Here is a 26,646-nt window from a genome sequence, read left to right as displayed (position 1 = left end):
CAGCATGGCTTTGAATGGACGTGGCAAGCTTCGCGTCGGCGCGCTGATCGCGGGACTGGCCGTGTTGGCCTGGTTCCGCTTTCATGATGCAGCGCCGACCGCTTCGGCGACGACGGTCACCGGCCCGGCGCTCGCGATCGAGCCGGCCCGCTGGACACTGGGCTCGCTGACGCTCAGCGCATGCGAACTGGCCCAGCCGAACAGCGGGCTCAGCACCGCGGCGTGGTGCACCGACTTTCCGGTGCCGGAGAATCGCGCCGATCCGCACAGCCGGATCATCAAGCTGCGCCTGGCGATCCTGCGCTCGCGCGCCCAGGTGGCGAGCAGGGACATGCTGGTATTCCTCGCCGGCGGGCCCGGTCAGGCGGCCACCGACTCGGCCGGCTCGGTGGCCGGGGTGCTGCAGCCGCTGCGCGCGCATCGGGACGTGCTGTTGCTGGATCAGCGCGGTACCGGCGGCTCCAACGCGCTGACCTGCAAGGATTCCGACGAGAGCACGCCGGCGGGCGACGACACCGCCTTCGATACCGACAAGATGCGCCGCGCCGCCGCCGATTGTCTTCAGCAACTGAAGGGTCGCGCCGATCCCCGCTACTACACCACCACGATCGCGGCACAGGATCTGGAGGATGTGCGCAAGGCGATCGGGTCGCCGCAGTTCGACCTGCTGGGCGTGTCCTACGGTACGCGGATGGCGCAGCAGTACCTGATGCACTACCCGCAGGCGGTGCGCAGCGTGGTGCTGGACAGCGTGGTGCCGAACTCGCTGGCATTGGGCGAGGACTTCGCGCGCAACCTCGACGAGGCGCTCAAGGCGCAGTTCGCGCGCTGCACCGCCGAGCCGGCCTGCCGGAAGAAGTTCGGTGATCCCGACCAGACGCTCTACCAGCTGCGCGATGCGCTGCGCGCGAACCCGCACCAGGTCAGTTTCCGCGACCCGCAGAGCTATCGGAGCGTGAAGCGGGTGTTGAACGAGAACGCGCTGGCCAGCGTGGTGCGGATGTTCGCCTACACCCCGCAGACCGCGGCGCTGTTGCCGCTGTCGATCGATGCGGCCGCCCACGGCGACGTCGGCCCGCTGCTGGGCCAGGCCAAGATCCTGTCCAGTGACCTGGCCGAATTGATGGGCAGCGGCATGCAGTATTCGGTGATCTGCAGCGAGGATATCGACCTGCTCAAGCCGCGGCCGCAGGACGCCGACACCATCCTGGGCACGCACATGACCGATGCGCTGAAGGCGGTCTGCTCGGTGTGGCCCCGGGGCAGCCGGCCGGCCGACTTCCATGCGCCGCTGAAGACCGACAAGCCGGTGCTGTTGCTGGCTGGCCAGTACGATCCGGTGACACCGCCGCGCTACGCCGAGGAGGTCGCCAGGGGCTTGCCGAACGCCCGGGTGCTGGTGCTCAAGGGCCAAGCCCACAGCGTGATGGCGGCCGGCTGCACGCCTCAGCTGATCCAGCGCTTCGTCGAGAAACTCGACCCGAAAACGCTGGACGCGAGTTGCCTGGATCGCCTGCGACCCACCCCGATCTTCATCGACTTCAACGGAGCCACGCCATGATCGAGGTCAGGGATCTGCACAAGGCCTTCGGCACGGTGAAGGCCGTCGACGGCGTCAGTTTCAGCGCCCGCGACGGCGAGATCACCGGCCTGCTCGGCCCCAACGGCGCCGGCAAGACCACCACGTTGCGCATGCTCTACACACTGATGGCGCCCGATCGCGGCCAGGTGCTGGTCGACGGCATCGACGCGGCGACCGACCCACTGGGCGTGCGCCGCCAGCTTGGCGTGTTGCCCGATGCCCGTGGCCTGTACAAGCGGCTCACCGCACGCGAGAACATCGACTATTTCGCCCGCCTGCACGGCCTGCCGGAGGATCTGCTGAAGCGCCGTCGCGACGCGCTGATCGAGGCACTGGAGATGGGCGACATCGCCGAGCGTCGCACCGAAGGCTTCTCGCAGGGCCAGCGGGTGAAGACCGCGATTGCCCGTGCGTTGGTGCACGACCCGCGCAACGTGATCCTCGACGAGCCGACCAACGGCCTCGACGTGATGGCGACGCGGGCGTTGCGCCAGTTCATGGCGAAGCTGAAGGCCGAAGGCCGTTGCGTGCTGTTTTCCAGCCATATCATGCAGGAGGTCGCCGCGCTGTGTGACCGCATCGTGGTGATCGCGCACGGCCGCGTGGTGGCGGACGACACACCGGATGCGCTGCGCGCGCAGACCGGCGAGAGCAATCTGGAGGATGCGTTCGTGAAGATCATCGGCAGCGACGAGGGCCTGGCCGCATGAACGCCATCACACCCAGGCCCCCGCGCACCCGCGCCATCCTCACCGTGTTCCTGAAGGAGGTGCGGGAGAACCTGCGTGACCGGCGCACCCTGATCAGCGCGTTTCTCACCGGCCCGCTGCTGGGCCCGATCCTGTTCGTGATGCTGATCAACTTCACTCTCAACCGCGAACTGGACAAGGCCGAGAAGCCGTTGCCGGTGCCGGTGATCGGTGCCGAGTACGCGCCGAACCTGCTGGACGCGTTGAAGGCCGGTGGGGTGGTGCCGGGCGCAGCGGTGGCCGATCCGGCACGAGCCGTGCGCAAGCAGGATGCCGACGTGGTGCTGCGGATTGCCCCCGATTACGGCAAGGCCTGGCGCAAGGGCGAGCCGGTGCAGGTGGAGCTGTTCTACGACTCGTCCCAGCGCGATGCCGGCACCTCGGTGGAACGGGTGACCCGACTGGTGGAGAACTATGCGCGGGAGCAGGGCGCGATGCGGCTGGTCGCACGCGGCCTGTCGCCGGCGACGGCGTGGCCGCTGCAGGTGGCCAGGCGCGACCAGGCCACGCCGCAATCGCGCGCGGTACTGATGTTCGCGATGCTGCCGTATTTCTTCGTGATCACCATCTTCATGGGCGGCATGTACCTGGCGATCGACCTCACGGCGGGCGAACGCGAGCGGCAGTCGCTGGAGCCGCTGTTCGCCAATCCGGTACCGCGCTGGAGGATCCTGTGCGGCAAGCTGGCCGCGATCGGCGTGTTTTCCACCGCCAGCCTGTTGATCAGCCTGTCGGCTTTTGCCATGGTCGGGCAGTTCATACCGGCCGAGAAGATCGGCATGGAGATCGATCTGGGCCTGCACTTCGCCGCCTACGTGCTGCTGCTGTTGCTGCCGCTGGTGCTGTTGCTGTCCGCGCTGCAGTCGATGGTGGCGGCTTTCGCCAAGAGCTATCGAGAGGCGCAGACCTATCTGTCGCTGCTGATGCTGGTGCCGATCATTCCCAGCGCGGTGCTGTCGTTCATGCCGATCAAGGCGCAGGCGTGGATGTATGCCGTGCCCCTGCTGGGCCAGAACCTGGGCATCATGCAGCTGCTGCGCGGCGACGGCGTCAGCGCGGCGCAGGTCGGTCTGTGCCTGGCCGGCAGCCTGCTGGCGGCGCTGGTCGCAGTGCTGGTCACGATCCAGCTGTACCGCTCCGAACGGTTGGCGATCTCGGCCTGAGCCGCGTGCGGGTCGCCCCGCGCGCGGCAGGATCGACGGTTCAGCGGCGCGTCGCTGTCTCGGTGGCGCAGCCGCTCTGCAGCAGATGGTGCTGCGTGTCGTAGATGCTCACGCTGGCCACCGTGCTGAAATGGCTGGCGTCGATGCCCAGGGTGATGGTGCGCTGTACTTCCTGGGTGCCCGCATAGCTGCCGTCGGGATTGAAGCGGAAGAAGCGGAATGCCGACGTGTACCGGTTCGGGCCGATGTAGTGCCACGTACCCAGGCTGGGATAGCGGCTCGACGGCGGCGTCTTGACGCCGAATTCCAGTTCGCTGCCGTCCGCCGAAAACTGGTTCGTGGCCGGGAACGTCGCCAGCGCCTGCTTGCTGACGCAATTGCGCAAGGTGACACTGACGTCCCAGACGCCGACCAGCCGGAGGGTTGTCGGCAGCCAGGACGGTGGCATGCCGTCGATGCCGGCGGCGGCAGCGCCGGAGCCGAGGCTCATGCACGCAGCCAGCGCGGCTGCAGTCAAAAGTGATTTGCCGTGGCGGTGCAGTTTCATGACGTGGACCTCGCAGGTTGTCGGGGCGGCGCAGGATTGCCGTATCCGCATCTTTTGCGCCGCCGGGCCCTGGAGTCCTTAGAATCGACCTGAAAATTTCTGAAAGCCGGCATCGCGACCCCGGGGGTGACCGTGACCCGCTATGCGTTCGACGAGTTCTGCCTGGATGAGGCCAGCCGCGTCCTGTCCCGCGCCGGTGCGTCGATTGCCTTGACGCCACGGGTCTTCGACACCCTGCTGCATCTGCTCAGGCGTGGCGGCGAACTGGTCGGCAAGGACGAACTGATGCAGGCGGTCTGGCCGTCACGCGTGGTGGAGGAGAACAATCTCGACCAGGCCATCTCGGCCTTGCGTCGGGCCCTGGGCGAGCGGCGCGGGGAGCATCGCTGCATCCTGACCGTGCCGGGGCGCGGCTACCGTTTCGTCGCGCCGGTGCAGGTGCTTTCGGCTGCCGAGGCGACGACGGTCCCGAAGCCGTTGCGTACGCTGGCCGTACTGCCCTTCAAGCTGTTGCCGCCGCGGCAGGATGCAGCGCTCGAGATGGGCCTGGCCGACACCCTGATCACGCGGCTCAGCGGTCTTGCCGCGCTGGCCGTGCGGCCGCTGTCGGCGGTGAGCCGGTTCAGCGGGCGGCAGCATGAGCCGATGGAGATCGGGCGGCGGCTGGGCGTGGATGCCGTGCTGGACGGGACCGTCCAGCAATCGGAGCGCCGGGTGCGGGTGAGCATGCGTCTGCTCGACGTGGCCGAAGGCCGGCAGCACTGGGCGGACATCTTCGATGCGCAGTCCGACGACCTGTTTGCCCTGCAGGACGCGGTCGCGAAGAAGGCCGCGGCGGCGTTGGCCCTGCGCCTGACCTACGACCAGCGCATCCGGCTGACCCGGCGCTACACCGAGCACCCCGAGGCCTGGCGTTGCTACGCGCTGGCGCGGTTCTTCGTCGAGCAGCGCTCGCCCTCCGCACTGAAACGGGCAGTCGACTATTTCAGGGAGGCGTTGTCGCTCGACCCGGGCTATGCCCTGGCCCACGCGGGGCTGTCCGACGTGTACACGATCCAGGGTGTCATGGGCGCCCGGCCGCCGAGCGAGGTCGGCCAGCCGGCGCGCCAGGCGGCGCTGCAGGCGCTGGCGATCGACGAGCAATTGCCGGTGGCGCACTACGCACTGGGGCACACGCTGGTGCAATACGAGCGCGACTGGGTGGGCGCCGAGCTGGCCTACCGACGCGCGCTGGAACTCGATCCGAACTGCGTGAACGCCCATCACCGCTATGCGATCCTGCTGATGACCGCGGGGCGACCGGACGAGGCATTCGTGCAGATCCGGCACGCCCGCACGCTGGACCCGACCTCGTTGCCGATCGATGTGACCGAGGGCTTCCTGTATCACTGGGATCGCCAGTACACACGATCGATCGAGCATCTGCGTGGCACGCTGCAGCGCGAGCCGCATTTCTGGATGGCGCACTACTGGCTGGCGCAGGCGTTGGCCTTCCATGGCGAACACGCCGCCGCCGCGACCAGTGCGCAACGCGCCAACGAACTGCTCGGCGATGACGGTGCATCGTGGCTGGTGGCCTGGACCCACGCGGCGGCGGGCAGGCAGGGCGAGGCGCTGGCGCAATTGGCGACGTTGCTGGAACGTTCACGCCATCACTACGTGCCGCCTTATGACCTCGCGCAGGTGTACGCGGGCCTCGGTGACACCGAACGGGTTTTCGCGTGGCTGGATCGCGCCGAGCGGGAACGCGCGCGTCACCTGGACACGCTCGGAGTCAATCCGATCATGGACCCGTTCCGCCGCGATACACGCATGCCCCAGCTGTATGCGCGGGTCGGGATCGAGCGTGCGAGGACCGCGGCGGCGGACTGATCCGCCGCGGCGGCACTCAGCGGGGTGGAGCGGTCAGCTCCCGCGCGTCGAGGTAGCCATGGTGATGGCGGTCGAGCTGATGGAACTGGCGGCGCAGGTTGCCCTGATATGCCTTCAGGGTGATCGGTCGGCCCCGGCCGCCGGGCAGTTCGCCGGCTTCCAGGATGCCGTCGCGGTCGAGATCCATGCTTTCGAAGCCACGGCTCATGTAGGCGACATATTCGGCGACGCTCACCTTGCCGTCGCCGTTGCTGTCGAACTGCCTGAGGTAGTCGGCGCGGGAGTCCTGCGCATGGACCGCCGAGGCCGCGAACAGCAGGGTCAGCACCCGCGCGTTGCGACCCTTGCCCACGTTCAGCGGCTGCCGCCGTGGATGCCGATGAACTGCAGGAACTCGGCACGGGTGCGGGCGTCGTCGCGGAAGGTGCCCAGCATCTGGCTGGTCACCATCGACACGCCACGCTTGTGCACGCCACGGGTGGTCATGCATTCGTGGCTGGCATCGATCACCACCGCCACGCCGGCCGGCTGCAGGGTTTCCTGGATGCACTGGGCGATCTGCGCGGTGAGCTTTTCCTGTACCTGGAAGCGGCGCGCATAACCCTCGACCACGCGGGCCAGCTTGCTGATGCCGACCACGCGGTTGGTCGGCAGGTAGCCGACGTGGGCACGGCCGATGATCGGCGCCATGTGGTGCTCGCAGTGGCTCTCGAACTCGATGTCGCGCAGCACCACCATCTCGTCGTAGCCTTCGACCTCCTTGAAGGTGCGCTTGAGATAGTCGGCCGGGTCTTCGGCGTAGCCGGAGAACCAGTCGCGGTACGCCTTGACCACCCGCTTGGGCGTGTCCAGCAGACCCTCCCGCGCCGGATCCTCGCCGGCCCAGCGCAGCAGCGTGCGCACGGCCTCTTCGGCTTGTTCCTGGCTGACGTCGCGCTGATCGCTCATGGAGCTTCCTTCGGTTCTGCGGATTCCCCCAGTTTAGCGAATGCGTCAAGCCTTGCCGCGAGTCTTGGCGGATCGCGGCATCCGGCACGCCACGCCGGCCGTTCAGGGATCGGGCACGAAATGGTCGGGGAACGGCTGCGGCGTGCGCGGAACCGGTGCCGGCAGCACGCCCTGGGCAAGCAGGTGGGCGCGGGTGTCGTAGTACAGCGTGATCACCTCATCGGGCGTGCTGGAGGCGCGTTCGAAATCGACCATGCTGATCGGGGAATCCTCGCGCTGACCGTGGCCGGTGCCGAGCGGGCCGTCGGCGCGTGCCCTGGTCGCCTCGGTCATGGACGCATCTCGCGACGAAGCCGCGCCGGGCCGGGCCATCCCCGTCTCGACCGGCGGCGCGGACAGCTGGCCCGCGCGAGCCGGGGCCTCGTCGGCTTGCGCGGCAGGCATCGGCGGTGGATAAACCCGTTGCCGGCGGAACACCGCCACGCCGATCACGCCGACATTATCGGGCCGGCCGGTGCGCACCGCGTAGCTCCGGGCAAAATCCGCGAAGACGAAATCGGCGACCTGCGCCAGGCTCTTGCGCCAGCCCAGCACGTCGGTGGCTTCGTGGGGAGCCAGCACATAGCCGGCTTGCGACCAGTCCGCCGTGTCGCCGGAGATCACGTTCACCCCGTCGACCGAGAGCACGGTCATCAGGTCGGCAGCGGAACGGTTGCGCAGGCTGAGCTGGTAGCGATGCCCCGGCTCGCCGGCGATGTAGTAGCGCCCATCGTGCCGGTAGACCGGCAGCGCGCGCTGACTGGTGCGGTCGTACACGCCGAGGTCGACCCATCGGCCGGCGGCGGCAGCGCCGCCGGGGTGGGCCAGGCCGGCCATGACGGTCAGGGTGAGCAACAGGGTTTTCATCGGGCGACTCCGGCATGCATCGGGGATCGATGCATGGGGTGAAACGTCGCGCCGCGGCGTTCGGGGTCAATCGACGTTCAAACCTCGAGATCGTCCTCGCTACCCTCATCCAGTGCCGACGCATCCCCCAGCAGCTGCTGGCTGGCCTCGCCCGACAGCGATTCCACGTCGCGCAGCTTGCGCTCGATCGCACGGGTACGCACACCGGCGCTGTCGATGCTGTTGCGGGCGGCGTCGAGCTGCTTGCGGGTCTTGTCCAGCACCAGGCCGAACTTGCCGAACTCGGTCTTCACCGCACCGAGGATCTTCCACACCTCGCTGCTGCGCTTGGCGATCGCCAGGGTGCGAAAACCCATCTGCAGGCTGTTGAGCAGCGCGCTCAGCGTGGTCGGGCCGGCGACGGTGACGCGGTGCTCGCGCTGCAGGTTCTCGAACAGCCCGGGGCGCCGGATCACCTCGGCGTAGAGACCTTCGGTGGGCAGGTAGAGCACGGCAAAGTCGGTGGTGTGGGGCGGTGCCACGTACTTGCCGTGGATGCGCCTGGCTTCCTCGCGCACGCGCAGCTCGAGCGCGTTGCCGGCGCGCGTGGCGGCCTCGACGTCGGCGATCTCCTGCGCGTCGAGCAGGCGCTGGTAGTCCTCGACCGGGAACTTCGCGTCGATCGGCAGGTAGACGTGCTCGCCCTCGTCCTGGCCGGGCATGCGGATCGCGAACTCGACGCGGTCGTTGCTGCCGGGCACGGTGATCACGTTGGAGGCGTATTGCTCGGCAGTGAGCATGTCCTCCAGCAGCGCGCCCAGCTGGACTTCGCCGAAGATGCCGCGCTTCTTCACGTTGGTCAGCACGCGCTTGAGGTCGCCCACGCCGATGGCCAGGGTCTGCATCTCGCCGAGCCCGCGCTGCACCGCCTCCAGCCGATCGGAGACCAGCTTGAACGATTCGCCCAGGCGGGTTTCCAGGGTGGCGTGCAGTTTCTCGTCGACGGTGGCGCGCATCTGTTCGAGCTTGGCCGCGTTGTCCTGCTGGATCGCGCCGAGTTTCGCCTCCAGCGTGGCGCGCACCTCGCCCATGCGCTTCTCGTGGTCGGCGGTGAGCGCAGCCAGGCGCTGCTGCTGCTGTTCGCCGAAATGGTTGAGCGCCAGCGTGGTCTCCTCGCGGCTCTTGCGCGCGTCCTCGGCCAGTCGCTGCGCCAGTGCCTGCAGCCCGGTATCGGTGCGTTCGGTGAGCAGGCCGAGGCGCTGGCTGAAGCCGTCGATGCGTTCGGCCTGCTGCTGCGACATCCCGGCCAGCTGCTCGCCGAGGTGGCCGCGAAAACGGTCGAAGCCCTGCTGCTGCTCCTCGCGCCCGGCACGCTGTTCTTCCCGTACGGCCCGCTCGATGCGGGCGCTGTCGTCCTTCAGCGCATCCAGTCTGGCGCTGACCCCGGCGTCGCCGCGGCCGCGCAGCAACAGCATGACCTGCAACAGCAGCACCAGCGCGGCGAGGACGACGAGGATGATCAGCAGGATTTCATTGGGCGGCATGGAACGTTTTCCCGGGTCGATGCATCCAGTGTACGTCGAGCCGTCTCGTCGGCTGCACCCGGATTTCACTTTGCCGCCGCGAAAGGCGGTGCATCATCGAGCGACTCATCGGCTCGGGAGGGCATCATGGAACACATCCACGATTACCTGATCATCGGCGGCGGCATGGCCGCCGATGCGGCCGCCAGGGCGATCCGCGAGGTCGATGCGGCGGCGGACATCGGCCTCGTCGGTGACGAGGCGGCGCCGCCGTACCAGCGGCCGCCGCTGAGCAAGGCCTTGTGGAAGGGCGACAAGTCGACGGCCGAGATCGATCTGGGGACGGTGAAGAGTGGCGCCGTGCTGCACCTGGGGCGCCGTGTCGAGTCACTGGATCGGGCCGCGCACACGGCACGCGACGACCGCGGCGACAGCTACCGTTATCGCCGGCTGCTGCTGGCCACCGGCGCCACGCCGCGGCGGCTGCCGTTCGATGGCGGCGAACGGGCGATCCATTTCCGCACGCTGGACGATTACCAGGCCCTGCGCCGCTACGCCCGGCCCGGTGCCTATATCGCCGTGGTCGGTGGCGGCTTCATCGGCAGCGAACTGGCGGCGTCGTTGTGCGGCATCGGCTGCAAGGTGACGCTGCTGTTTCCCGGCGCCTCCATCGGCGCCGGACGATATCCCGACGGGCTGGCGAACCATCTGGACGAGTACTACCGCCGCCACGGCGTGACGCTGGCCAGCGGGGTCCGCGTGGTCGGTGGCAGCCGCACCGACGGCGGCGTGGAGCTGGAGCTGTCCGACGGTGAAGTGCTGCGGGTGGAGGCGGTGGTGGCCGGTCTCGGTGTGGAGCCGAACACCGCGCTGGCCGAGCAGGCCGGGTTGCTCGTGGACAACGGCATCGTGGTCGATGCGCAGCTGCGCAGCAGCGATCCCGACATCTGGGCCGCCGGCGACGTGGCGAATTTCCACAACCCGGCACTGGGCCGCCGGCTGCGCGTGGAACACGAGGACGCCGCGCTCGGCATGGGCCGGCACGCCGGCCTCGCGATGGCCGGGATCACCAGCGATTACATCACGTTGCCGTTCTTCTACTCGGATCTGTTCGACCTCGGCTACGAGGCGGTCGGCCTGCTGGACAGCCGGCTGCAAATAGTCGAGGACTGGCGCGAAGCGTATCGCGAAGGCGTGGTGTATTACCTCGACGGCGGTCGCGTGCGTGGCGTGCTGCTGTGGAATGTGTGGGATCAGGTGGACGCCGCGCGCGAGCTGATCGCGCAGCCGGGGCCGTTCGATGCCGCGTCGCTGCGTGGATACCTGCCGCGCAGCGCTTGAAGCAGCCTCAGTCCACCCGGCAGTACACCGCCTTCAGGTAGCGCCCTTCCGGCACGTCGGTGCGGAACGGGTGGTCGGCGCCGGCGCCGCCGATTTCCAGCACCTGGATCTCGCGGCCGGCATTGAGTGCGACCCGGCGCAGCATTTCCAGGAACTCGCTTTCGCCGACCAGGCCGGTGCACGAGCAGGTCAGCAGCAGGCCGCCGGGCGGGATGATGTCCAGCGCCATGCGGTTCATCGCGAAGTATTTCTTCAGCGCGTCCATCACCTTGCTGCGGTCGCGGGTGAGCTTGGCCGGATCCAGGACCACCGCGTCATAGCGCTCACCTCGCGCCACCGCGGCGCGGACCCAGTCGAAGATGTCGGCCTGCTCGAACGTCACCGCGACGTCGTTGGCGGCGGCATTGGCGCGGGCGATCTCCAGGACGCCGGCGTCGAGGTCGACGCCGACCGCTTCGCGCGCGCCGGCCGCCATCGCATGCACGGCGAAACCGCCGGCGTTGCAGCACAGGTCGAGCACGCGGCGGCCCTTGGCCAGCTCGGCGAAGCGCTTGCGATTGTCGCGCTGGTCGGCGAAGAAGCCGGTCTTGTGGCCCGAGCCCGGCGCGGCGCGGAAGCGCAGGCCGTGCTCGTGCACTTCGACCGCCTCGGGCACGTCCGGGCTGCGGCAGTCGAACGACTCCTGCTTCTGCACGTGCGATTCGGCGAACCAGTACAGCCGGGCGCCGGGGAAATGACCGAGCAGGGCGGCGTGGATCGCCTCGCGGAAGCGCCACATGCCGGCGGCGAAGTACTCGATCACCAGGATGTCGGCATAGCGATCCACGATCAGGCCGGACAGGCCATCGCCCTCGCTGTGCACCACGCGCCAGGCGTCGCTGACCTGGTCCAGCTGCAGCCACTCGCGGCGCAGCTGCACGGCGCGGGCGATGCGGGCGGCGATCCAGTCGGCGTCGATCGCTTCGGCCGCATCGTTGCCGAGCAGCCGCAGCGCGATGCGCGCGTGGCCGTTCCAGAACGCGCGACCGACGAAGCGACCCTTGGCATCCTGCACCTCGACCAGGCTGCCCGGCGGCAGCTTCTGCTCGGGCTTGTACAACTGCGCCGACCACACCCAGGGATGGCCGGGATTGCGGTCGGACTTCAGGCGAATGACGGGCAGGGTGGATGCCGCGGGCAGCTGGTCGGTTGAGTTCATCCGCCCATGATAGCGTGCGCGCCCCGTTTCACCGGATCGACCGCGTGTTCAGCGCATGCCTCAGTCGGCCTGCATCACCGCCAGCTCGTTGCCGTGCGGGTCGCGGAACTGAAAGCGACGCCCGCCGGGGAACGCGAAGATCGGGCGGACGATGTCCCCGCCGGCCGCCATGACCTCGGCCAGTGCCGCCTCGAGGTCGTCCACCGCGATCACCGGCAGCGGTGCGTGGGTGGCCTCGGCCGGGTCACCCTGCAGGCCGATGTCGACGTCGCCGGTCATGGTGCAGGCATAGGTCGGGCCGAACTCGGTGAGTTCCCAGCCGAAGGCGCGGGCGTAGAACGTCTTTGCCGCGGCGATATCGCTGGCCGGCAGCTCGATGAAACTGGGGCGTGCCATGGTCTGCCTCGCTTGCGTGGATGAACGAAAGAGGGTGCGCGGCTCAGCGCAGTTTCAACAGCAGCCACGACAGCAGCGCGAGCAGGTTGATGCCGAGCCGCGATACCGCCGGGCCGGCCACCGCCAGCACGAAGCCGTGCGAGCCCAGGCGCCAGTCGATGCCCAGTCGCGGCGCGGTCTGCAGGGTGGCGAACACGTTGACGAACGCGCCGCTGTGCAGCGCATAGCTGAACACCGGCGTGGCGATCAGCGGCAGCTGCAACAGCTGCGCCCAGCGCGACAGCCGCACCCCGCTCTCGCTGCCTTCCAGCAGCAGCACGCCGGCGACCAGCACGAAGCCGAACAGCGCCAGCCCGATCAGCGCCACGATGCTGTCGTGCGAGCCCAGCGGCAGCAGCCGGCGCAGCATCGCGGCCATGCCGTACAGGCCGCCGGCGATTTCGAGGATGCCGATCAGGCGGAAGAAGATGTTGCGCATGCAGGACTCCGGAAGGAAAACGGTCTAAACGGCAGGGGGCGTCCCTGCGCGAGGCGTGGATTATTCCAGTTCATCGGCCAGTTCGTGCAGATCGGCGATGTGCTGTTCCCACCAGCGCGATTCGGCCGCGAACGGGAATGCCGCCGGGAAGGCGGGGTCGTGCCAGCGGGCCGCAATCCAGCCGGCATAGTACAGCTGGCGCATCGCGCGCAGGACCGGGATGAGCATCAGTTCGGTGTCGTCGAAGTCGCGGAACTGGCGATAGCCCTCGAGCACCGCTGCCATCGCGCGGTCGTCATTGGCCAGCATCCACAGGTCCTGCACCGCCGGCCCGGTGCGGGCGTCGTCGAAATCCACGAAGTGCGGGCCGGCGTCGGTCCACAGCAGGTTGCCAGGGTGGCAGTCGCCGTGCAGGCGCAGTTGCCGCACCGGCCCGAGCGCTTCCATGCGTGCGGCGATGGCGCTGTCCAGGCGCGCGGCCGCCGCCCGGTAATTCGTCTGCAGCGACGTCGGCAGCAGGGTCGCTGCGAGCACGGCCTGTACCGGCTGCCGCACCATGCTGTCGCGATCGAGCCGGCCGCGATGCACGAACGGCTGGCGCGCGCCGACCACGTGCATGCGCGCGATCAGGCGGCCCAGCCACTGCAGCTGATCAGGCGCTTCCAGTTCCGGCGCGCGGCCGCCGCGGCGCGGGGTCAGCGCATAACGGAAGCCTTCGTGGAACAGCAGGGTGTGTCCCTCGAAAGCCAGCGGCGCGACCACCGGCAGTTCGGCGTCGGCCAGTTCCTGCGCGAACGTATGCTCCTCGACGATCGCCGCATCGCTCCAGCGGCCCGGCCGGTAGAACTTGGCGATTACCGGCGCGGCGTCCTCGAGGCCGACCTGCCATACCCGGTTCTCGTAGCTGTTCAGCGCCATCAGGCGCCCGTCCGGCCACAGCCCGCAGGCGCTGATCGCATCCAGCACCAGGTCGGGGGTGAGCCGGGCGTACGGCGTGTCGGTGCTCAACACGGGCCGCGCCTCGTGCGTTCGCCTGTGCTCCCCGGCGGGGAGCGGGTCGAGGTGAGCGGCGGGTGCCGGCTCGGCGCAGCCATCAACGCGGCCCCACGACGCGTGCCGGGACGACCGCCATGGTGATGCGCGAGATGCATACCAGCGCGCCTTCCTCGCTTTCGATGCGGATCTCCCATACCTGCGTGCTGCGGCCCAGGTGCAGCACCTTCGCGGTGCCGGTGACCACGCCGCTGCGCACGCCGCGGACATGGTTGGCGTTGATCTCCAGGCCCACCGCCAGTTCCTTTTCCGGATCCAGCGTGAGCATGGCGGCGGTGCTGCCCAGGGTCTCGGCCAGTACCACCGAGGCGCCGCCGTGCAACAGGCCGTACGGTTGGTGGGTGCGGTGGTCGACCGGCATGGTGCCCTGCAGCCAGTCGTCGCCGATCGCGGTGAGCTGGATGCCGAGCGTCTCCATCATGGTGTTGGCACTCCAGGCGTTGATGCGGGCGAGGTCGGCCGGCTGTTTCCAGATGCTCATCGTTGATTCCTTCGGGTCGAACCCGCATTGTTGTCCGCTCTCATCGCCGCGACAATGTGCATGGTGCATACCGTCACCCTCAAGTCCTCCGGTCGCCGGTTTCCGGTGGCCGCCGGCGAAACCGTGCTGGAAGCGGCGCAGCGGGCGGGCGTGGCGCTGCCGTATTCCTGTCGCGCCGGGGTCTGCGGCAGCTGCAAGGCGATCCTGCTGCGCGGGCGTTGCGAGTATCCGCGCAACCCGCCGCTGGCATTGAACGCCGACGCCCTGGCGCATCACGCGGTGCTGTTGTGCCAGGCGGTGCCGACCAGCGATCTGCTGCTGGAGGCGCGCGAAGTCACCTCGGTGCACGACGTGACGCGACGCCAGCTCGACGTGGTGGTGGCAGAGAAATGGGCGCTGGCGCCGGACGTCACCGGGCTGCGCCTGTCGCCGCTGGACGGCGGAGCGCGGCTGAACTGGTTGCCGGGTCAGTACCTCGATGTGTTGCTGGCCGACGACAAGCGGCGGCCGTTCTCGATTGCCAATGGACCGCAGCCCGATGGTGCGATCGAACTGCACGTGCGGCATGTCGTCGGCGGCGGATTCACTTCCTGGGTGCACGATACGTTGCAGGTGGGCGAGCACCTGCGCGTCGAGGGCCCGCTGGGTACCTTCGTCGCACGCGAGGATTCGGAGCGGCCGATGATCTTCATGGCCGGCGGCACCGGTTTCGCGCCGATCAAGGCGATCGTCGAGCATTTCATCGCGCTGGGTACGCGCCGCTCGATCCAGATCTACTGGGGCGCGCGCAGGGCGGCGGATCTGTACCTGCGTCCGCTGGCGGAACACTGGGAGCGGGAGTTGCCGCATCTGCAATTCCACGCGGTGGTATCCGATCCGGAACAGGCGGCCGGTTTGCGCCAGGGCCTGGTGCACGAGGCCGTGCTGGCCGATCATCCGGATCTGTCCGGCCATGATCTGTACATGAGCGGGCCGCCGGCGATGATCGACGCCAGCCATCAGCGCTTCCTGGATGCCGGCCTGCCGGAGGACCGGTTGTACTACGACTCGTTCGAGTACGCGCCGGATGTGCTGGCGTCGATCATCGCCGGGCGCGCCGGCATCCATGATCGCTAGATAGAGAGTGGAGAGGAGTGAGGAACGAGAGAAGGTGAGGCTGCCCGCTCGTTTGTCACTCCTCTCCACTCATTTCTGCTGCTCAGCGGTTGCCCTTGGCGACCGGCAGCTGCGCCTGCTGCCAGGCAGCCATGCCGCCGGCGAGCGTGTAGACGCGGGTAAAACCGGCCTTGACCAGGCGCTGGGCGGCCTTTCCCGTCGTCTGGCCGGAGCGGCAGATCAGCACGACCGGCAGATCCTTGGCCTTGGCCAGGCTCTTGTTCTCCGGGTCGAACTGGCTCATCGCCACATGCCGCGCGCCCGGGATGTGCCCCTTCTCGAAGCTCTCGCGCGGGGAGATATCGATCAGCAGCGGGTTGTCGCGGTTGATCAGCCCGGTCAGGCCGGCCGGGCTCAGTTCGGTGATCTTGCTGAAGAGACTGGCGACCTGGGTGGCGATCAGCGCCACCAGCAGGATCACGAACAGGGCCGACAAGGCCACATGATGGCCGATAAATTCGGGTAGCTTGTGCAGGATATCGTTCATCAGTCAGTCCACGGGCGCGTCGACCGCGCCGATCCGGGTAAACCGACGATTATACGGGTAGCGTGCGCCCGGCAGGCGGTCGCGCCACGACGACTCAATCCTGGGTGATGTCCGGCAGCCCGCTGGTCAGCCACCAATGCTTGGTCTTTTGGTCGTAGTGCCAGGTCTGGTGGTCGACGATGCTGCGCTCGGACTGGGTATGGATGTTGACCAGGCTGATGTGCACGGTCTGCTGCACATCGAAGTCATCGATCGGCACCGGCCCCGCGCCGTCGTCGTATTCGGTGACCCGCACCTGCTGGTAGCGCTTCAGGTCGAGCTTGCTGGTCGGGTGGGCGGCGCGGATGGCGGGATCGATGAATTGCGCCGCGCTGCGGAAATCGCCCCAGCGCAGGGTGCTGCCGTAGGAGGTGAGCGTGGTGGTCAGCTCGTTGCTGCGGGTCCGGGTGGCACAGCCGGCCAGCAGCAGCACGGACAGCATGACAAGGATGCTCGGAATGCGGCGCATGGGTATCTCCTTCCGGTGAATATCGACCCATTCTGCCTCAAGCGGGCATCATCGACTCAGCCGCGCCGCTTGGCCACGAAACGCGCGCTCAGGGTGGCAGCGGGTTTGCCGTCGTCGCCGGGAATCATGCAGTCGACGCTGATACGCGCCCTGCCGCGGGCGGCCAGCGTGCTGAAGAACGCGGTCCAGTCGGTATCTGCAGGCAGTCGTGCCTCGCTGCGGAAATCCCGCCACAGCGGCGCCAGGTAACGCACGCTGGATTCGGCCACGAACACGTCGCAGTCGTGGCCGCGCCGGCGCAGCGCCAGTTCCACCAGGGCCCAGCCGTTCAGGGTCATCAGGCTGACCAGGCTGCCACCGAACGCGCAGCCCTTGTCGTTCACGTTCGGCGCCAGTGGCGCCAGCAGGCTGAGCGTGTCGTCGTCATAGCCGGCCAGTTGCAGGTCCATGGTGTGGGCCAGCGGGATTTCATCGCGGATGAACCGGATCAGTTGCTGCGCCTGGGTGGTCGCGTCGTCGGTCGTGGTCACGTGGGGAAGAAGCCGTGGGGAGGGGAAGACCCCCCAGTGTAGAGCGGCCGCTACACTGGCGTCATGCCGGTGACCGGAAGCAGTGCGCGAATGCAGCGACAAACCCCACGGGACAACCATGCGCTGCAGGGCCGGATCGTGGTGATCACCCGCCCCGCCGGCAGCGCGACTCCGCTGCAGCGGCAGGTGCGCGCGCTGGGCGGCGTACCCCTGCTGCTGCCGGGCCTGGCTCTGCAAGCCGCCGACGATCAGGCAGCGGCACGCGAGGGCTTGCGTGCCGCGCTGACCGATCAGGTGCTGATCTTCACCAGTCCCGCGGCGGCAAGTCATGCCGCGAGGCTGGCCCCGTTGCGAACCACGGCCACGGTGCTGGCGGTGGGGCAGGGTACGGCCCGGGCGCTGCGCCGCCATGGCGTGCACGAACCGCTGGCCCCGGCACGGCAGGACAGCGAGGGTCTGCTCGAGCATGCCGCGTTGCAGAACCTGCACGGCCGCCGGGTTGCCCTGATCGGCGCCGCCGGTGGCCGCGGCATGCTGCGCGAGCAGCTGGTCGCCCGGGGCGCGCAACTGCGCGAAGTGCATGTCTATCGACGCGTGCCGCCGCGGCTCGATCGCCGGCACATCACGGCGCTGCTGCAGCTGCCGGACTCGGCGCGGGTGCTGCTGTCCAGCGCCGAGGCCCTGCAGCACCTGTGCCGGCTGCTGCCGGCGCCGGCGCTGGCACGCTTGCAGGCGGCGACGGTCGTGGTCAGCAGTGAACGCCTGGCGGCGGCGGCCCGGGCGGCCGGCTTCCGCCGGGTCGCGCAGGCATCCTCGGCCTTGCCGGCCGACCTGCTCGCCGCGGCCAGTCTGGCCGGTTGAGTCCGTTCACGCGGCCGTGCTACGAACGCGGGCGTATGGGCTGCTAGCATGCGTGCATGAGCCCAGCAGACAAGCCGAACGAGCCCACCGCGCCCGAGGGCGCCCGTCCCGACCCCGCCGCGGTCGATCCGTTGTCGACTCGTCCATCCCGACCCGCGGCGCCACGCCCCCGGCCGCGTTCGCTCGGCGGTGGCAGCCTGGCGCTGCTGTTGTCGCTGGTGGCGTTGGCCGCCGCCGGTTACGTCGGCTGGCAACAGTGGCAACAGGAACAGGGCAGGGCGGTCGAGAGCGAGGGCGTGGCCAGCCTGGAACAGCGCGTCGGTGCACTGGAGGGCACGCTGGCCGGCATCAGCAGCCAGCGGGCCAGCCTCGACCAGCGCCTCAGCGATGCGGCGGCCGTCAACCGGTCGCTGCGCGAGGAACTGCTCGGCCAGGCCGAGCGCACCCGCAATCTCGAGGATGCGGTGGCCAAGCTGGCCGAGAAGAGCCTGTCCGGTCACGACGCGATGCTGCTGGACGAAACCGAGTCGCTGCTGCGCATGGGCGGCGAGCGCTACGCGCTGTTCCATGACGCGCAAGGCGCGGCCGCCGCGTTTGCCTTGGCCGACCAGACCCTGTCGGCGGTCAACGATGGGGCATTCAGCGGTTTGCGCCAGAGCATCGAGGCCGAGCACGAGGCGCTGGTGAAGAGCCAGCCGGCCAGCCAGGCCGCTGCCCTGCAGCAGCTGGTCGAGCTGCGCGGCCGCCTGGCCAGCCTGCCGCTGAAGCCGCTGGACAGCGCGCCGGCCGGCTCGGCGACCGATGCGTGGTCGCGTATCCGGCATGCCCTGGCCAGCGTGATCAGTGTGCAACGCGACAACGGCGCACCGTCGGCCGTGGCCGACGCGCGATTCGCGCGCGAACTGGCAGCGCTCGATCTGGCCCAGGCGGAAGCGGCGCTGCTGGCCCATGACAGCCAGGACTATGAGGCGGCGCTGCAGCGGGTGGACAGCAGCCTGTCGAGCCAGTTCGACGACAGCGCCCCATCCGTGCAGCAGGCGCGCAGGACGCTGACCCAACTCGCCAGCCAGCTGCCGCCGAACGCCCCGGTGCAGCTCGGTGCCGCGCTGACCGAACTGCGCAATCTGCGTGCGGTGCGTGCGCTGAGCCCGGCCACCGGCAACCTGCCGGCACCCGCGAGCAGTGTCGGCCGGACCGGTGGAGCCCGGCCATGAGGGTATGGCGCTGGATCCTGCTGCTGGTTTTCGCCGCCGCGCTGGCCGCGTTCGGCTGGCACTGGGTGGCCGAGGACCCCGGTTATGTCCTGCTGCGCCTGCGCGGCTGGCGGGTGGAGACCACCGTGGTGGCGGCGATCCTGATCCTGCTGTTGGGATGGGCGCTGCTCAGCGCGCTGTGGCGGCTGCTGCGCTGGCCTTTCGGCGCGCTCACGCGACGGCAACGTCGACTCGGCCAGCAACGGCTGGGTGAAGGCCTGATCGCCCTGATCGAAGGCCGCCACGGAGATGCCGAACGCGACCTCAATCGTGCCGCGCGGCTGGACAGCCTGCGCGGACCGGCCCTGCTGGCCTCGGCCGAGGCCGCGTCGCGTCGCGGCGAACATGGCCGTGCGCTGGAGGCCTTGAATCAGGCCTCGCAATCCGTGCCGCAGGCCGCACGTGTCCTGCGCGCCCGCGTCCTGCGTGGCGAAGGCAAGCCGACCGAGGCGCTGGCGCTGCTGATCCCCGAAGCCGACAAGGGCAGCCTGACCCCGGCGGGCTGGCGCGAGCTGGCGCTGGCGGCGCTGGCCAGCGGCGAGATCCGGCGTGCGCGCGAGGCACTCGAGCCACTGCAGAAGAGCGGGGCCCTCGGTGGTCGGGCCTACGCGGCGCTGGAAGCGCAGGTGCTGGCGGCGGCCATCCATGCGGCGCCGGACGGCGTCGCCCTCAATACCCTGTGGTCGCAACTGCCCAAGGCACAGCGGCGGGTACCCGCGGTAGTCGACGCCTATGCCCGCCGCGCGGCGTCGTTCGGGCTGATCCTGCCGGCGATGGACGAAGTGGAGTCCGCGCTGCGGCGTGAATGGTCGCCGCTGCTGATCGAAACCTACGGGGTGCTGGGCGGCGACGATGTCGAGGCACGCCTGCGCCGGGCCGAAGGCTGGCTCGATGCCCATCCGAACGATGCCCGATTGCTGCTCACGCTGGGGCGCATGTGCGCGCGACTGAAGTTGTGGGGCAAGGCACGCCAGCACCTCGAACGCTCGCTCGCGCTGGAGCCGGGGGCGGCGGCGTGGGAAGCGCTGGGCGACACCTTCGCCGGACAGGGCGATGCGGCGCAGGCCCAACGCTGTTATCGCAACGCGCTGGCGTTCGCTCGCGGCGAGCCGGTCGCGCCACTGAAGCAGAGTGCGCACGCCGGTCAGCCGGATACGCATCCGATCGCGATCGAGGAGCGCGACGTGCACGGCATGCCGCGGCTGCGCGAGTAGCTGGCGGTCGCCGCGGCGCTCAATATGCCGAGATCGCCCAGGTCATGTAGCTGGCGCTGATGGCGGTGAGGGTCAGCGCCAGCAGGAACAGGATGTCGGCCACGCGTTCGAGCCGATGGTTTCGAGCCAGCCGCCGCGTGCGCAGGGCCCAGTAGGAGAGCAGGCAGGAGCCCAGGTAGAGCAGGGCGTTCACCGCCAGCATGTCCTCCGCGACCTGGTCGGATCGGCGCAACGAGATCACCACGCGGATGATGCCGATCACGGTGAGGCATACGCCGACCATGGCCGCCGATGCGGTGAAAATGTGCACGCAGATGTCGTCGTCGAGTCGGCTGCGCTCAGGGGACTTCGGAGTGGCGAGGAAGGATTTCATGGGGCTGCTTCATGGCGATCGGGTTACCTCGCTCCGAACGCAACGGGCAGGAAAGAGTTTCGGCGTGATGTTCTTGCGTTCATGCTGCAGTCGTGCCGGACCGCGCGATATTACGAATGGCCGCGACTCGCGGGCGTGGACCCGATGGCCGCCTACAACGGCGTGAGATTCGCATACGCCGCCACCAGCCACTTGCTGCCGGCCGCCTCGAAATTCACCTGCAACCGGGTGTGCGCACCGCTACCTTCGGCGCTGAGCACCACGCCCTCGCCGAAGCTGGGGTGGCTGACGCGCTGGCCCAGTTTCACCGGCAGGGCTTCCTCCAGCGATGACGACACCTCGCTGCGGCGACCACCGTAGAGCGGACGGCTGACCTGCACGCGCGGGCGCACTTCGTCGATCAGTTCGGCCAGCATCTCGCCGAGGAAGCGCGAGGGCCGTGCCAGCATTTCGGTGCCGTGCATGCGGCGCGATTCGGCGTGGGTGACGACGAGTCGTTCGCGGGCGCGGGTGATGCCGACGTAGGCGAGCCGGCGCTCCTCCTCGAGCCGGCCTTCGTCGTCGACCGAGCGCTGGCTGGGGAACAGGCCTTCCTCCATGCCGACCAGGAACACGATCGGAAACTCCAGGCCCTTGGCCGAGTGCAGGGTCATCAGCTGCACGCAGTCGTCCCCTGCCTCACCCTGGTTCTCGCCGGCTTCCAGCGTGGCGTGCGACAGGAACGCGGAAAGTTCGCCAAGGCCGGCTTCGATGTCCTCGGCGCTGCGCTCGAAACGGCTGGCCACGTTGACCAGCTCGTCCAGGTTCTCCACCCGCGATTCGGCGTTGCCGCGGCTGTCCTTCTCGTAGAAATCGCGCAGGCCGGTATGCGTGATGGCGTGGTCGATCTGCTCGGCCAGGGTCAGGCCCTCGCCTTCCGCCTGGCCGGCGAAGGTGCGCGCCATCTCGTCGATCAGCGCCAGGAACCCCTTCACTGCATTCCTGGCGCGACCCGCCAGCTCGCTGCCGCCGGTCAATTCCGTCAGCGCGGCCTCCCACATCGAGGTGTCCTCGCCGCGCGCGCGCCGGCGCAACACATCCAGCGTGCGGTCGCCGATGCCGCGCGTGGGGGTGTTCACCGCGCGCTCGAACGCCGCGTCGTCGTGGCGATTCGCGCTGAGGCGCAGATAGGCCAGCGCGTCCTTCACCTCGGCGCGATCGAAGAAGCGCTGGCCGCCATAGACGCGATAGCCGATCTTGCGTTGAACCAGCTGCTCCTCGAAGTTGCGCGACTGCGCGTTGGAGCGATACAGGATCGCGCAATCCCTGGCGTTGCCCTGTTCGTCGATGTATTCGCGGATGCGCTCGATCACGAAGCGCGCCTCGTCCTGCTCGTTGTAGGCGGCGTACAGCGCGATGCGCTCGCCCTCGTCGCCGGCCGTCCACAACTGCTTGCCGAGCCGGCTGCCATTGCGCTGGATCACGCTGTTGGCGGCCTTCAGGATGGTCGAGGTGGAGCGGTAGTTCTGTTCCAGCTTGATCGTGCGCGCGCCAGGGAAATCCTTCAGGAACTGCTGCACGTTCTCTACCTTGGCGCCGCGCCAGCCGTAGATCGCCTGGTCGTCGTCGCCGACCACGAACACTTGTCCGGTGGCGCCGGCCAGCACGCGGATCCAGGCGTACTGCAATGTGTTGGTATCCTGGAATTCATCGACCAGCAGGTAGCGCCAGCGCTGCTGGTAGTGCTCGAGCACGGCAGGATGCTTTAGCCACAACTCGTGCGCGCGCAGCAGCAGTTCGGCGAAGTCGACCAGTCCGGCGCGTCGGCAGGCGTCTTCATAGGCCTGATAGATCTGCACGAAGGTGTGGGTGACCGGATGATCGCGATGCTCGATGCCGGCCGGGCGCTTGCCCTCATCTTTCCACTGGTTGATCTGCCAGCTGGCCTGGCGCGGCGGAAACTTTGCATCGTCCAGTCCCAGTCCTGCCACCACCCGCTTGACCAGTCGCAGCTGGTCGTCGGCATCGAGGATCTGGAACGTCTCCGGCAGCCCTGCCTCGCGCCAGTGCCGCCGCAGCAGCCGATGAGCGATGCCGTGGAACGTGCCCACGGTGAGACCCTGGGTGCCGCCGGGAATCAGCGCGTCCAGCCGTGCGCGCATCTCGCCGGCCGCCTTGTTGGTGAAGGTGACGGCGAGAATCGCCCACGGCGGCACGTGTTCGGCCCGGGTCAGCCAGCCGATGCGGTGGGTGAGTACGCGGGTCTTGCCGGAACCGGCGCCGGCCAGCACCAGGTAGTGACCGGGCGGGGCGCAGACGGCTTCGCGCTGGGCTTCGTTGAGCGGGTCGATCAGGTACGAGACATCCATCCTGTCGATTGTAACGGGCCACAAGGGAAAACCGCCGCGTGGCGGCGGTTTTCCGGATGCATCGGTGTGGCTCAGCGCTTCGTCATGAAGCCGCCGGCGACCAGCAGTCCGCCGACCACGAGGCCGGCGAAACCGATCCACTGCGGGACACCCTTGTCCTGAGTGGCCGTGATCTTGGCCGAGCCGATCTGCACCAGCGTGTCGGTGTCCTGATAAAACGCATGGCCGGCGACAACCCAGATGCCGGCGACCACCAGAATGATGCCGACAACGATCAGTCCTGCGCGCATGGATATTCCCCTTCGTGAATGTGGATCGAGTATGCCGGGAATCGGTGTGCAGAAACCGTACAGGCATATTCCATTGGGGTGGCCATGCGGATCGCGGGCAAAAAAAGGCCCCGAAGGTTAGGGGGGAACCTTCGGGGCCGGGCGGACGCGAATACCCAGGGGAGAGGTTCGCGGCCGTGGCGGCTCAGGGAGGTGAGCCAGCCATGGATGCCGTTGCGTGCATCCGAAGACTTCGAACGTGGATTCCGGGGAAAGTTGCAGCGCCCGGGATCGAATTTACCGCCGGTTCATCCTGATGAAACATTAACGCGCAGACCCTTGTTTGCATTCCGTTTGCTGCCCTGGACACGGCATCCCCGGTTCAGTGAGCCTCGTCCCAGTTCGCACCGACGCCTACATCGACCAGCAGCGGTACCGCCAGTTCCGCGGCACCGGACATCCGTTCGACCACCCCTGCGCGCACCGCATCGACGGCATCCGCGCGCACCTCGAACACCAGTTCATCGTGCACCTGCATCAACATGTGGGTGTCATCGCGATCTTTCAGCCACGCCGCCACGGCGATCATCGCGCGCTTGATGATGTCCGCCGCGCTGCCCTGCATCGGTGCGTTCACCGCGGCGCGTTCGGCGCCCTGACGCAGGCCCTGGTTGCGGGAAGTGAGGTTTTCCAGATACAGCCGGCGCCCGAAGATGGTTTCCACGTAGCCATCGCGATGCGCCCGCTCGCGGGTGGCTTCCATGAACGCGCGCACGCCCGGGTAGCGCGAGAAATAACGGCCCATGTAGTCGCTGGCCTCGCCGCGGTCGACGCCGAGCTGGCGGGCCAGGCCGAACGCACTCATGCCGTACATCAGGCCGAAGTTGATCGCCTTGGCGGCGCGGCGCTGGTTGGTGCTGATCTGCTCCGGCGGCACGCCGAACACCTCCGCCGCGGTCGCGCGGTGCACGTCGCCGCCTTCGCGGAACGCACGCAGCAGGCCCTCGTCGCCGGACAGGTGCGCCATGATGCGCAGCTCGATCTGCGAGTAATCCGCCGCCAGCACCTTCCAGCCCGGCGGCGCGATGAAGGCCTGGCGGATGCGCCGACCCTCCTCGGTGCGTACCGGGATGTTCTGCAGGTTCGGGTCGGACGAGGAGATCCTGCCGGTGGCCACCGAACCCTGGTGATAGCTGGTGTGCACGCGTCCGGTACGCGGATTGACGATGCCGGACAACTTGTCGGTATAGGTGGAGCGCAGCTTGGCCAGGCTGCGATAGTCGAGGATCAGCCGTGGCAGTTCGTGCGTGTCGGCAATCGCCTCGAGCGCTTCCTCGTTGGTGGATGGCTGGCCGGTCGGGGTCTTCAGCTTCGCCTGCAGGCCCAGCTCGTCGAACAGCACCGCCTGCAGCTGCTTGGGCGAATCCAGGTTGAACTCGTGCCCGGCCACGGCATGGGCCTGCTGCTGCAGCTCCAGCATGCGCTTGCCCAGCTGCTGGCTCTGCCGGCGCAATACGTCGCCGTCGATCAGCACGCCACGTTGCTCCATCGCCGCCAGCACCGGCACCAGCGGGATCTCGATCTCCTCGTAGACCTTGCGCAGCGCCGGCGCGCTCTCCAGCTTCGGCCACAGCGCATGATGCAGGCGCAGGGTGATGTCGGCGTCTTCGGCGGCGTAACGGCAGGCGGTGTCCAGATCGACCTGCGAGAACGAGATCTGCTTCGCCCCCTTGCCGGCCACCTGCTCGTACTTGATCGTCTCGTAACCCAGGTATTTCTTCGCCAGCGAATCCATGTCGTGCCGCGTGGCGGTAGCGTTCCACACGTAGGACTCGAGCATCGAATCGTGCCGCAACCCCTGCACCACGATGCCGTAGAGCGACAGGATATTGATGTCGTACTTCGCGTGCTGGCCCAGCTTGGGTCGCGCCGGATCCTCGAAGATCGGCTTCAGCGCGTGCAGCACCGCATCGCGATCGAGCTGCTGCGGTGCGCCGGGATAGTCGTGGCCGAGCGGGATGTAGCAGGCTTTGCCCGGCTCGACCGCGAAGCTGATGCCGACGATGTCCGCGCGCATCGCGTCGATGCTGGTGGTCTCGGTATCGAATGCGATCAATGCGGCATGGCGCAGCTGCTCCAGCCAGGCCTCGAATGCCGGCTGGGTGGTGACCAGTTCGTACTCGCCGGGCGCGGAAAATTCGGGCGGGTTTGTGGGAGCGGCTTCAGCCGCGATGCTCTCTGGTGAATCCGGAGCAGAGGCATCGCGACTGAAGTCGCTCCCACTTGCGCTGGTGCCGGCATCGAGGTCCTTCAGCGCCGCCTTGAATTCGTAACGGCTGTACAGCGCACGCAGCTGTTCGGTGTCCGCCGCACGCTGGGTCAGATCGGTGGGAGCGACGTCGAGCGGCACATCGGTCTTGATCGTCACCAGTTCGCGCGACAGCGGCAGTCGCGGCAATGCCTCGCGCAGGCTCTCGCCGATCTTGCCGCCGATCTTGTCGGCGTTGGCGATCACCTCGTCCAGCGTGGGGTATTCGGCCAGCCACTTGGCGGCGGTCTTCGGGCCGCACTTCGGCACACCCGGCACGTTGTCGACGGTGTCGCCGGTGAGCGTCAGGAAGTCGATGATCTGATCCGGACGCACGCCGAATTTCTCGATCACGCCCGCGCGGTCCATGACGGTGTTGCTCATGGTGTTGATCAGGGTGACGTGCGGACCCACCAGCTGCGCCATGTCCTTGTCGCTGGTGGACACCAGGACCTCGATGCTGAGGGCCTGCGCCTGCATGGCCAGCGTGCCGATCACGTCGTCGGCCTCGACACCGGGCACGCGCAGGATCGGGAAGCCGAGTGCACCGACGATCGCCAGCATCGGTTCCACCTGGGCGCGCAGGTCGTCCGGCATCGGCGGGCGGTTCGCCTTGTACTGGTCATACAGCGCATCGCGGAAGGTCGGCCCCGGTGCGTCGCTGACAAAGGCCAGGTAATCCGGCTTCGCCTTCAGCGTGGCGCGCAGCATGTTGACCACCCCGAACAGGGCGCCGGTGGGTTCGCCCAGCGCATTGCTCAGCGGCGGCAGCGCGTGGAACGCGCGGTACAGGTAGGAAGAGCCGTCGATCAGGATGAGTTTGGGCATGGGGTGGGCTGGCCTATGCGAAGCAGGTCGCGCCGGAAGCTGTTTGCCGGCGGGACAAGGAAGAGTGAGGAAGTGTATGTCGATACACGACCGAATGATGACGCGGGGCTGCCGGCAGACAGACCCGGCCCTGCGGGTTGCCCTGTCGTGTCCGCCATGCGGCGGCGCGCAGCTTGACCATGCGATGAGCAAGGCCTGCGCTGCACATCACCGCCTGACAACCACGGCAGCGCAACGCGGCCTGCTTCGCACGGGTCAGCACACCCCGACCATTCTCGCATGCACGGCGAAACGTC

The 26,646-nt window shown here is 68.3% G+C and carries 26 protein-coding genes; 9 read left to right on the top strand and 17 right to left on the bottom strand.

What is annotated here, in order from left to right:
- The first annotated feature begins 4 nt into the window (after positions 1-4).
- Genes ACFPPA_RS16495 through ACFPPA_RS16485 form a run of 3 tightly spaced genes read left to right on the top strand, consistent with a single transcriptional unit; the run spans position 5 to position 3,494 of the window.
- Positions 5-1,561, top strand: coding sequence for an alpha/beta hydrolase (locus ACFPPA_RS16495; protein ID WP_377321901.1), 1,557 nt, complete (start codon positions 5-7; stop codon positions 1,559-1,561).
- The gene (locus ACFPPA_RS16490) at positions 1,558-2,292 is read left to right on the top strand and encodes an ABC transporter ATP-binding protein (RefSeq protein ID WP_377321899.1); all 735 of its coding nucleotides are present in this window, start codon (positions 1,558-1,560) and stop codon (positions 2,290-2,292) included. The genes ACFPPA_RS16495 and ACFPPA_RS16490 overlap by 4 nt, the downstream gene beginning before the upstream one ends.
- The gene (locus ACFPPA_RS16485; protein WP_377321897.1) at positions 2,289-3,494 is read left to right on the top strand and encodes an ABC transporter permease; all 1,206 of its coding nucleotides are present in this window, start codon (positions 2,289-2,291) and stop codon (positions 3,492-3,494) included. The genes ACFPPA_RS16490 and ACFPPA_RS16485 overlap by 4 nt, the downstream gene beginning before the upstream one ends.
- Positions 3,495-3,534: 40 nt before the next feature.
- Here the strand turns inward: ACFPPA_RS16485 and ACFPPA_RS16480 are convergent, their stop codons facing one another.
- Positions 3,535-3,984, bottom strand: coding sequence for a hypothetical protein (locus tag ACFPPA_RS16480; RefSeq protein ID WP_377321896.1), 450 nt, complete (start codon positions 3,982-3,984; stop codon positions 3,535-3,537).
- Between the two features lie 189 nt (positions 3,985-4,173).
- On the opposite strand from ACFPPA_RS16480, the gene ACFPPA_RS16475 reads away from it, so the two are divergent.
- Complete coding sequence (locus ACFPPA_RS16475) at positions 4,174-5,913, top strand: winged helix-turn-helix domain-containing protein (protein ID WP_377321894.1); 1,740 nt, start codon at positions 4,174-4,176, stop codon at positions 5,911-5,913.
- A gap of 16 nt (positions 5,914-5,929) precedes the next feature.
- On the opposite strand, the gene ACFPPA_RS16470 is transcribed toward ACFPPA_RS16475, so the two are convergent.
- The 4 genes from ACFPPA_RS16470 to ACFPPA_RS16455 all read right to left on the bottom strand — a co-directional run bounded on the left by ACFPPA_RS16470 (position 5,930) and on the right by ACFPPA_RS16455 (position 9,290).
- Positions 5,930-6,265: an EF-hand domain-containing protein gene (locus ACFPPA_RS16470; RefSeq protein WP_377321892.1), complete on the bottom strand. Its 336-nt coding sequence runs from the start codon at positions 6,263-6,265 to the stop codon at positions 5,930-5,932.
- Positions 6,266-6,267: 2 nt separating this feature from the next.
- Positions 6,268-6,861, bottom strand: a complete 594-nt coding sequence (gene folE, locus ACFPPA_RS16465; RefSeq protein WP_377321890.1) for a GTP cyclohydrolase I FolE — start codon at positions 6,859-6,861, stop codon at positions 6,268-6,270.
- 102 nt (positions 6,862-6,963) lie between these two features.
- Positions 6,964-7,767 carry a hypothetical protein gene (locus ACFPPA_RS16460; RefSeq protein ID WP_377321889.1) on the bottom strand — a complete coding sequence of 268 codons (804 nt, stop codon included), beginning with the start codon at positions 7,765-7,767 and terminating at the stop codon, positions 6,964-6,966.
- 77 nt (positions 7,768-7,844) lie between these two features.
- Positions 7,845-9,290 carry a DNA recombination protein RmuC gene (locus ACFPPA_RS16455; RefSeq protein WP_377321887.1) on the bottom strand — a complete coding sequence of 482 codons (1,446 nt, stop codon included), beginning with the start codon at positions 9,288-9,290 and terminating at the stop codon, positions 7,845-7,847.
- A gap of 126 nt (positions 9,291-9,416) precedes the next feature.
- On the opposite strand from ACFPPA_RS16455, the gene ACFPPA_RS16450 reads away from it, so the two are divergent.
- Positions 9,417-10,610 carry an NAD(P)/FAD-dependent oxidoreductase gene (locus ACFPPA_RS16450; protein ID WP_377321885.1) on the top strand — a complete coding sequence of 398 codons (1,194 nt, stop codon included), beginning with the start codon at positions 9,417-9,419 and terminating at the stop codon, positions 10,608-10,610.
- A 7-nt stretch (positions 10,611-10,617) separates the two neighbouring features.
- On the opposite strand, the gene ACFPPA_RS16445 is transcribed toward ACFPPA_RS16450, so the two are convergent.
- The 5 genes from ACFPPA_RS16445 to ACFPPA_RS16425 all read right to left on the bottom strand — a co-directional run bounded on the left by ACFPPA_RS16445 (position 10,618) and on the right by ACFPPA_RS16425 (position 14,216).
- A complete protein-coding gene (locus ACFPPA_RS16445) occupies positions 10,618-11,808 on the bottom strand; it encodes a class I SAM-dependent rRNA methyltransferase (RefSeq protein WP_377321883.1) in 1,191 nt (396 codons plus the stop codon).
- Between the two features lie 60 nt (positions 11,809-11,868).
- Complete coding sequence (locus ACFPPA_RS16440) at positions 11,869-12,204, bottom strand: VOC family protein (protein WP_377321881.1); 336 nt, start codon at positions 12,202-12,204, stop codon at positions 11,869-11,871.
- Between the two features lie 43 nt (positions 12,205-12,247).
- Positions 12,248-12,682, bottom strand: a complete 435-nt coding sequence (locus ACFPPA_RS16435) for a hypothetical protein (RefSeq protein WP_377321879.1) — start codon at positions 12,680-12,682, stop codon at positions 12,248-12,250.
- 60 nt (positions 12,683-12,742) lie between these two features.
- The gene (locus tag ACFPPA_RS16430; protein ID WP_377322236.1) at positions 12,743-13,690 is read right to left on the bottom strand and encodes a serine/threonine protein kinase; all 948 of its coding nucleotides are present in this window, start codon (positions 13,688-13,690) and stop codon (positions 12,743-12,745) included.
- A gap of 85 nt (positions 13,691-13,775) precedes the next feature.
- Entirely contained in the window at positions 13,776-14,216 is a 441-nt protein-coding gene (locus ACFPPA_RS16425; protein WP_377321877.1) for a hotdog fold thioesterase, read from the bottom strand.
- A 60-nt stretch (positions 14,217-14,276) separates the two neighbouring features.
- On the opposite strand from ACFPPA_RS16425, the gene ACFPPA_RS16420 reads away from it, so the two are divergent.
- Positions 14,277-15,332 carry a 2Fe-2S iron-sulfur cluster-binding protein gene (locus ACFPPA_RS16420; protein WP_377321876.1) on the top strand — a complete coding sequence of 352 codons (1,056 nt, stop codon included), beginning with the start codon at positions 14,277-14,279 and terminating at the stop codon, positions 15,330-15,332.
- Between the two features lie 82 nt (positions 15,333-15,414).
- Here ACFPPA_RS16420 and ACFPPA_RS16415 read toward each other — a convergent pair whose 3' ends face one another.
- The 3 genes from ACFPPA_RS16415 to ACFPPA_RS16405 form a co-directional block, all read right to left on the bottom strand.
- Positions 15,415-15,858 carry a rhodanese-like domain-containing protein gene (locus tag ACFPPA_RS16415; RefSeq protein ID WP_377321874.1) on the bottom strand — a complete coding sequence of 148 codons (444 nt, stop codon included), beginning with the start codon at positions 15,856-15,858 and terminating at the stop codon, positions 15,415-15,417.
- 94 nt (positions 15,859-15,952) lie between these two features.
- Positions 15,953-16,366 (bottom strand): hypothetical protein, encoded by a 414-nt coding sequence (locus tag ACFPPA_RS16410; RefSeq protein WP_377321872.1) that lies wholly within the window; start codon positions 16,364-16,366, stop codon positions 15,953-15,955.
- Positions 16,367-16,422: 56 nt separating this feature from the next.
- A complete protein-coding gene (locus tag ACFPPA_RS16405) occupies positions 16,423-16,896 on the bottom strand; it encodes a YiiD C-terminal domain-containing protein (RefSeq protein ID WP_377321870.1) in 474 nt (157 codons plus the stop codon).
- A gap of 90 nt (positions 16,897-16,986) precedes the next feature.
- Here ACFPPA_RS16405 and ACFPPA_RS16400 point away from each other — a divergent pair, with 90 nt between their 5' ends.
- Genes ACFPPA_RS16400 through ACFPPA_RS16390 form a run of 3 tightly spaced genes read left to right on the top strand, consistent with a single transcriptional unit; the run spans position 16,987 to position 20,224 of the window.
- On the top strand, positions 16,987-17,757 hold the full coding sequence (locus ACFPPA_RS16400; RefSeq protein ID WP_377321868.1) for a uroporphyrinogen-III synthase: 771 nt from the start codon (positions 16,987-16,989) through the stop codon (positions 17,755-17,757).
- Between the two features lie 56 nt (positions 17,758-17,813).
- On the top strand, positions 17,814-18,971 hold the full coding sequence (locus tag ACFPPA_RS16395; RefSeq protein WP_377321867.1) for a uroporphyrinogen-III C-methyltransferase: 1,158 nt from the start codon (positions 17,814-17,816) through the stop codon (positions 18,969-18,971).
- A complete protein-coding gene (locus ACFPPA_RS16390) occupies positions 18,968-20,224 on the top strand; it encodes a heme biosynthesis HemY N-terminal domain-containing protein (RefSeq protein ID WP_377321865.1) in 1,257 nt (418 codons plus the stop codon). The genes ACFPPA_RS16395 and ACFPPA_RS16390 overlap by 4 nt, the downstream gene beginning before the upstream one ends.
- Positions 20,225-20,243: 19 nt before the next feature.
- Here the strand turns inward: ACFPPA_RS16390 and ACFPPA_RS16385 are convergent, their stop codons facing one another.
- The 4 genes from ACFPPA_RS16385 to polA form a co-directional block, all read right to left on the bottom strand.
- A complete protein-coding gene (locus ACFPPA_RS16385) occupies positions 20,244-20,597 on the bottom strand; it encodes a hypothetical protein (protein ID WP_377321863.1) in 354 nt (117 codons plus the stop codon).
- A 152-nt stretch (positions 20,598-20,749) separates the two neighbouring features.
- Entirely contained in the window at positions 20,750-22,945 is a 2,196-nt protein-coding gene (gene uvrD / locus ACFPPA_RS16380) for a DNA helicase II (protein WP_377321861.1), read from the bottom strand.
- 71 nt (positions 22,946-23,016) lie between these two features.
- Positions 23,017-23,235 carry a hypothetical protein gene (locus tag ACFPPA_RS16375; protein ID WP_377321859.1) on the bottom strand — a complete coding sequence of 73 codons (219 nt, stop codon included), beginning with the start codon at positions 23,233-23,235 and terminating at the stop codon, positions 23,017-23,019.
- Between the two features lie 361 nt (positions 23,236-23,596).
- Complete coding sequence (gene polA, locus ACFPPA_RS16370) at positions 23,597-26,350, bottom strand: DNA polymerase I (RefSeq protein ID WP_377321857.1); 2,754 nt, start codon at positions 26,348-26,350, stop codon at positions 23,597-23,599.
- Positions 26,351-26,646 lie beyond the last annotated feature (296 nt).

The sequence above is a fragment of the Rhodanobacter ginsengisoli genome (genome assembly GCF_042657065.1).
GTDB lineage: Bacteria > Pseudomonadota > Gammaproteobacteria > Xanthomonadales > Rhodanobacteraceae > Rhodanobacter > Rhodanobacter ginsengisoli.
Note: the sequence above shows the minus strand (reverse complement) of the source record. Positions and strands in the feature narration are given on the sequence as shown.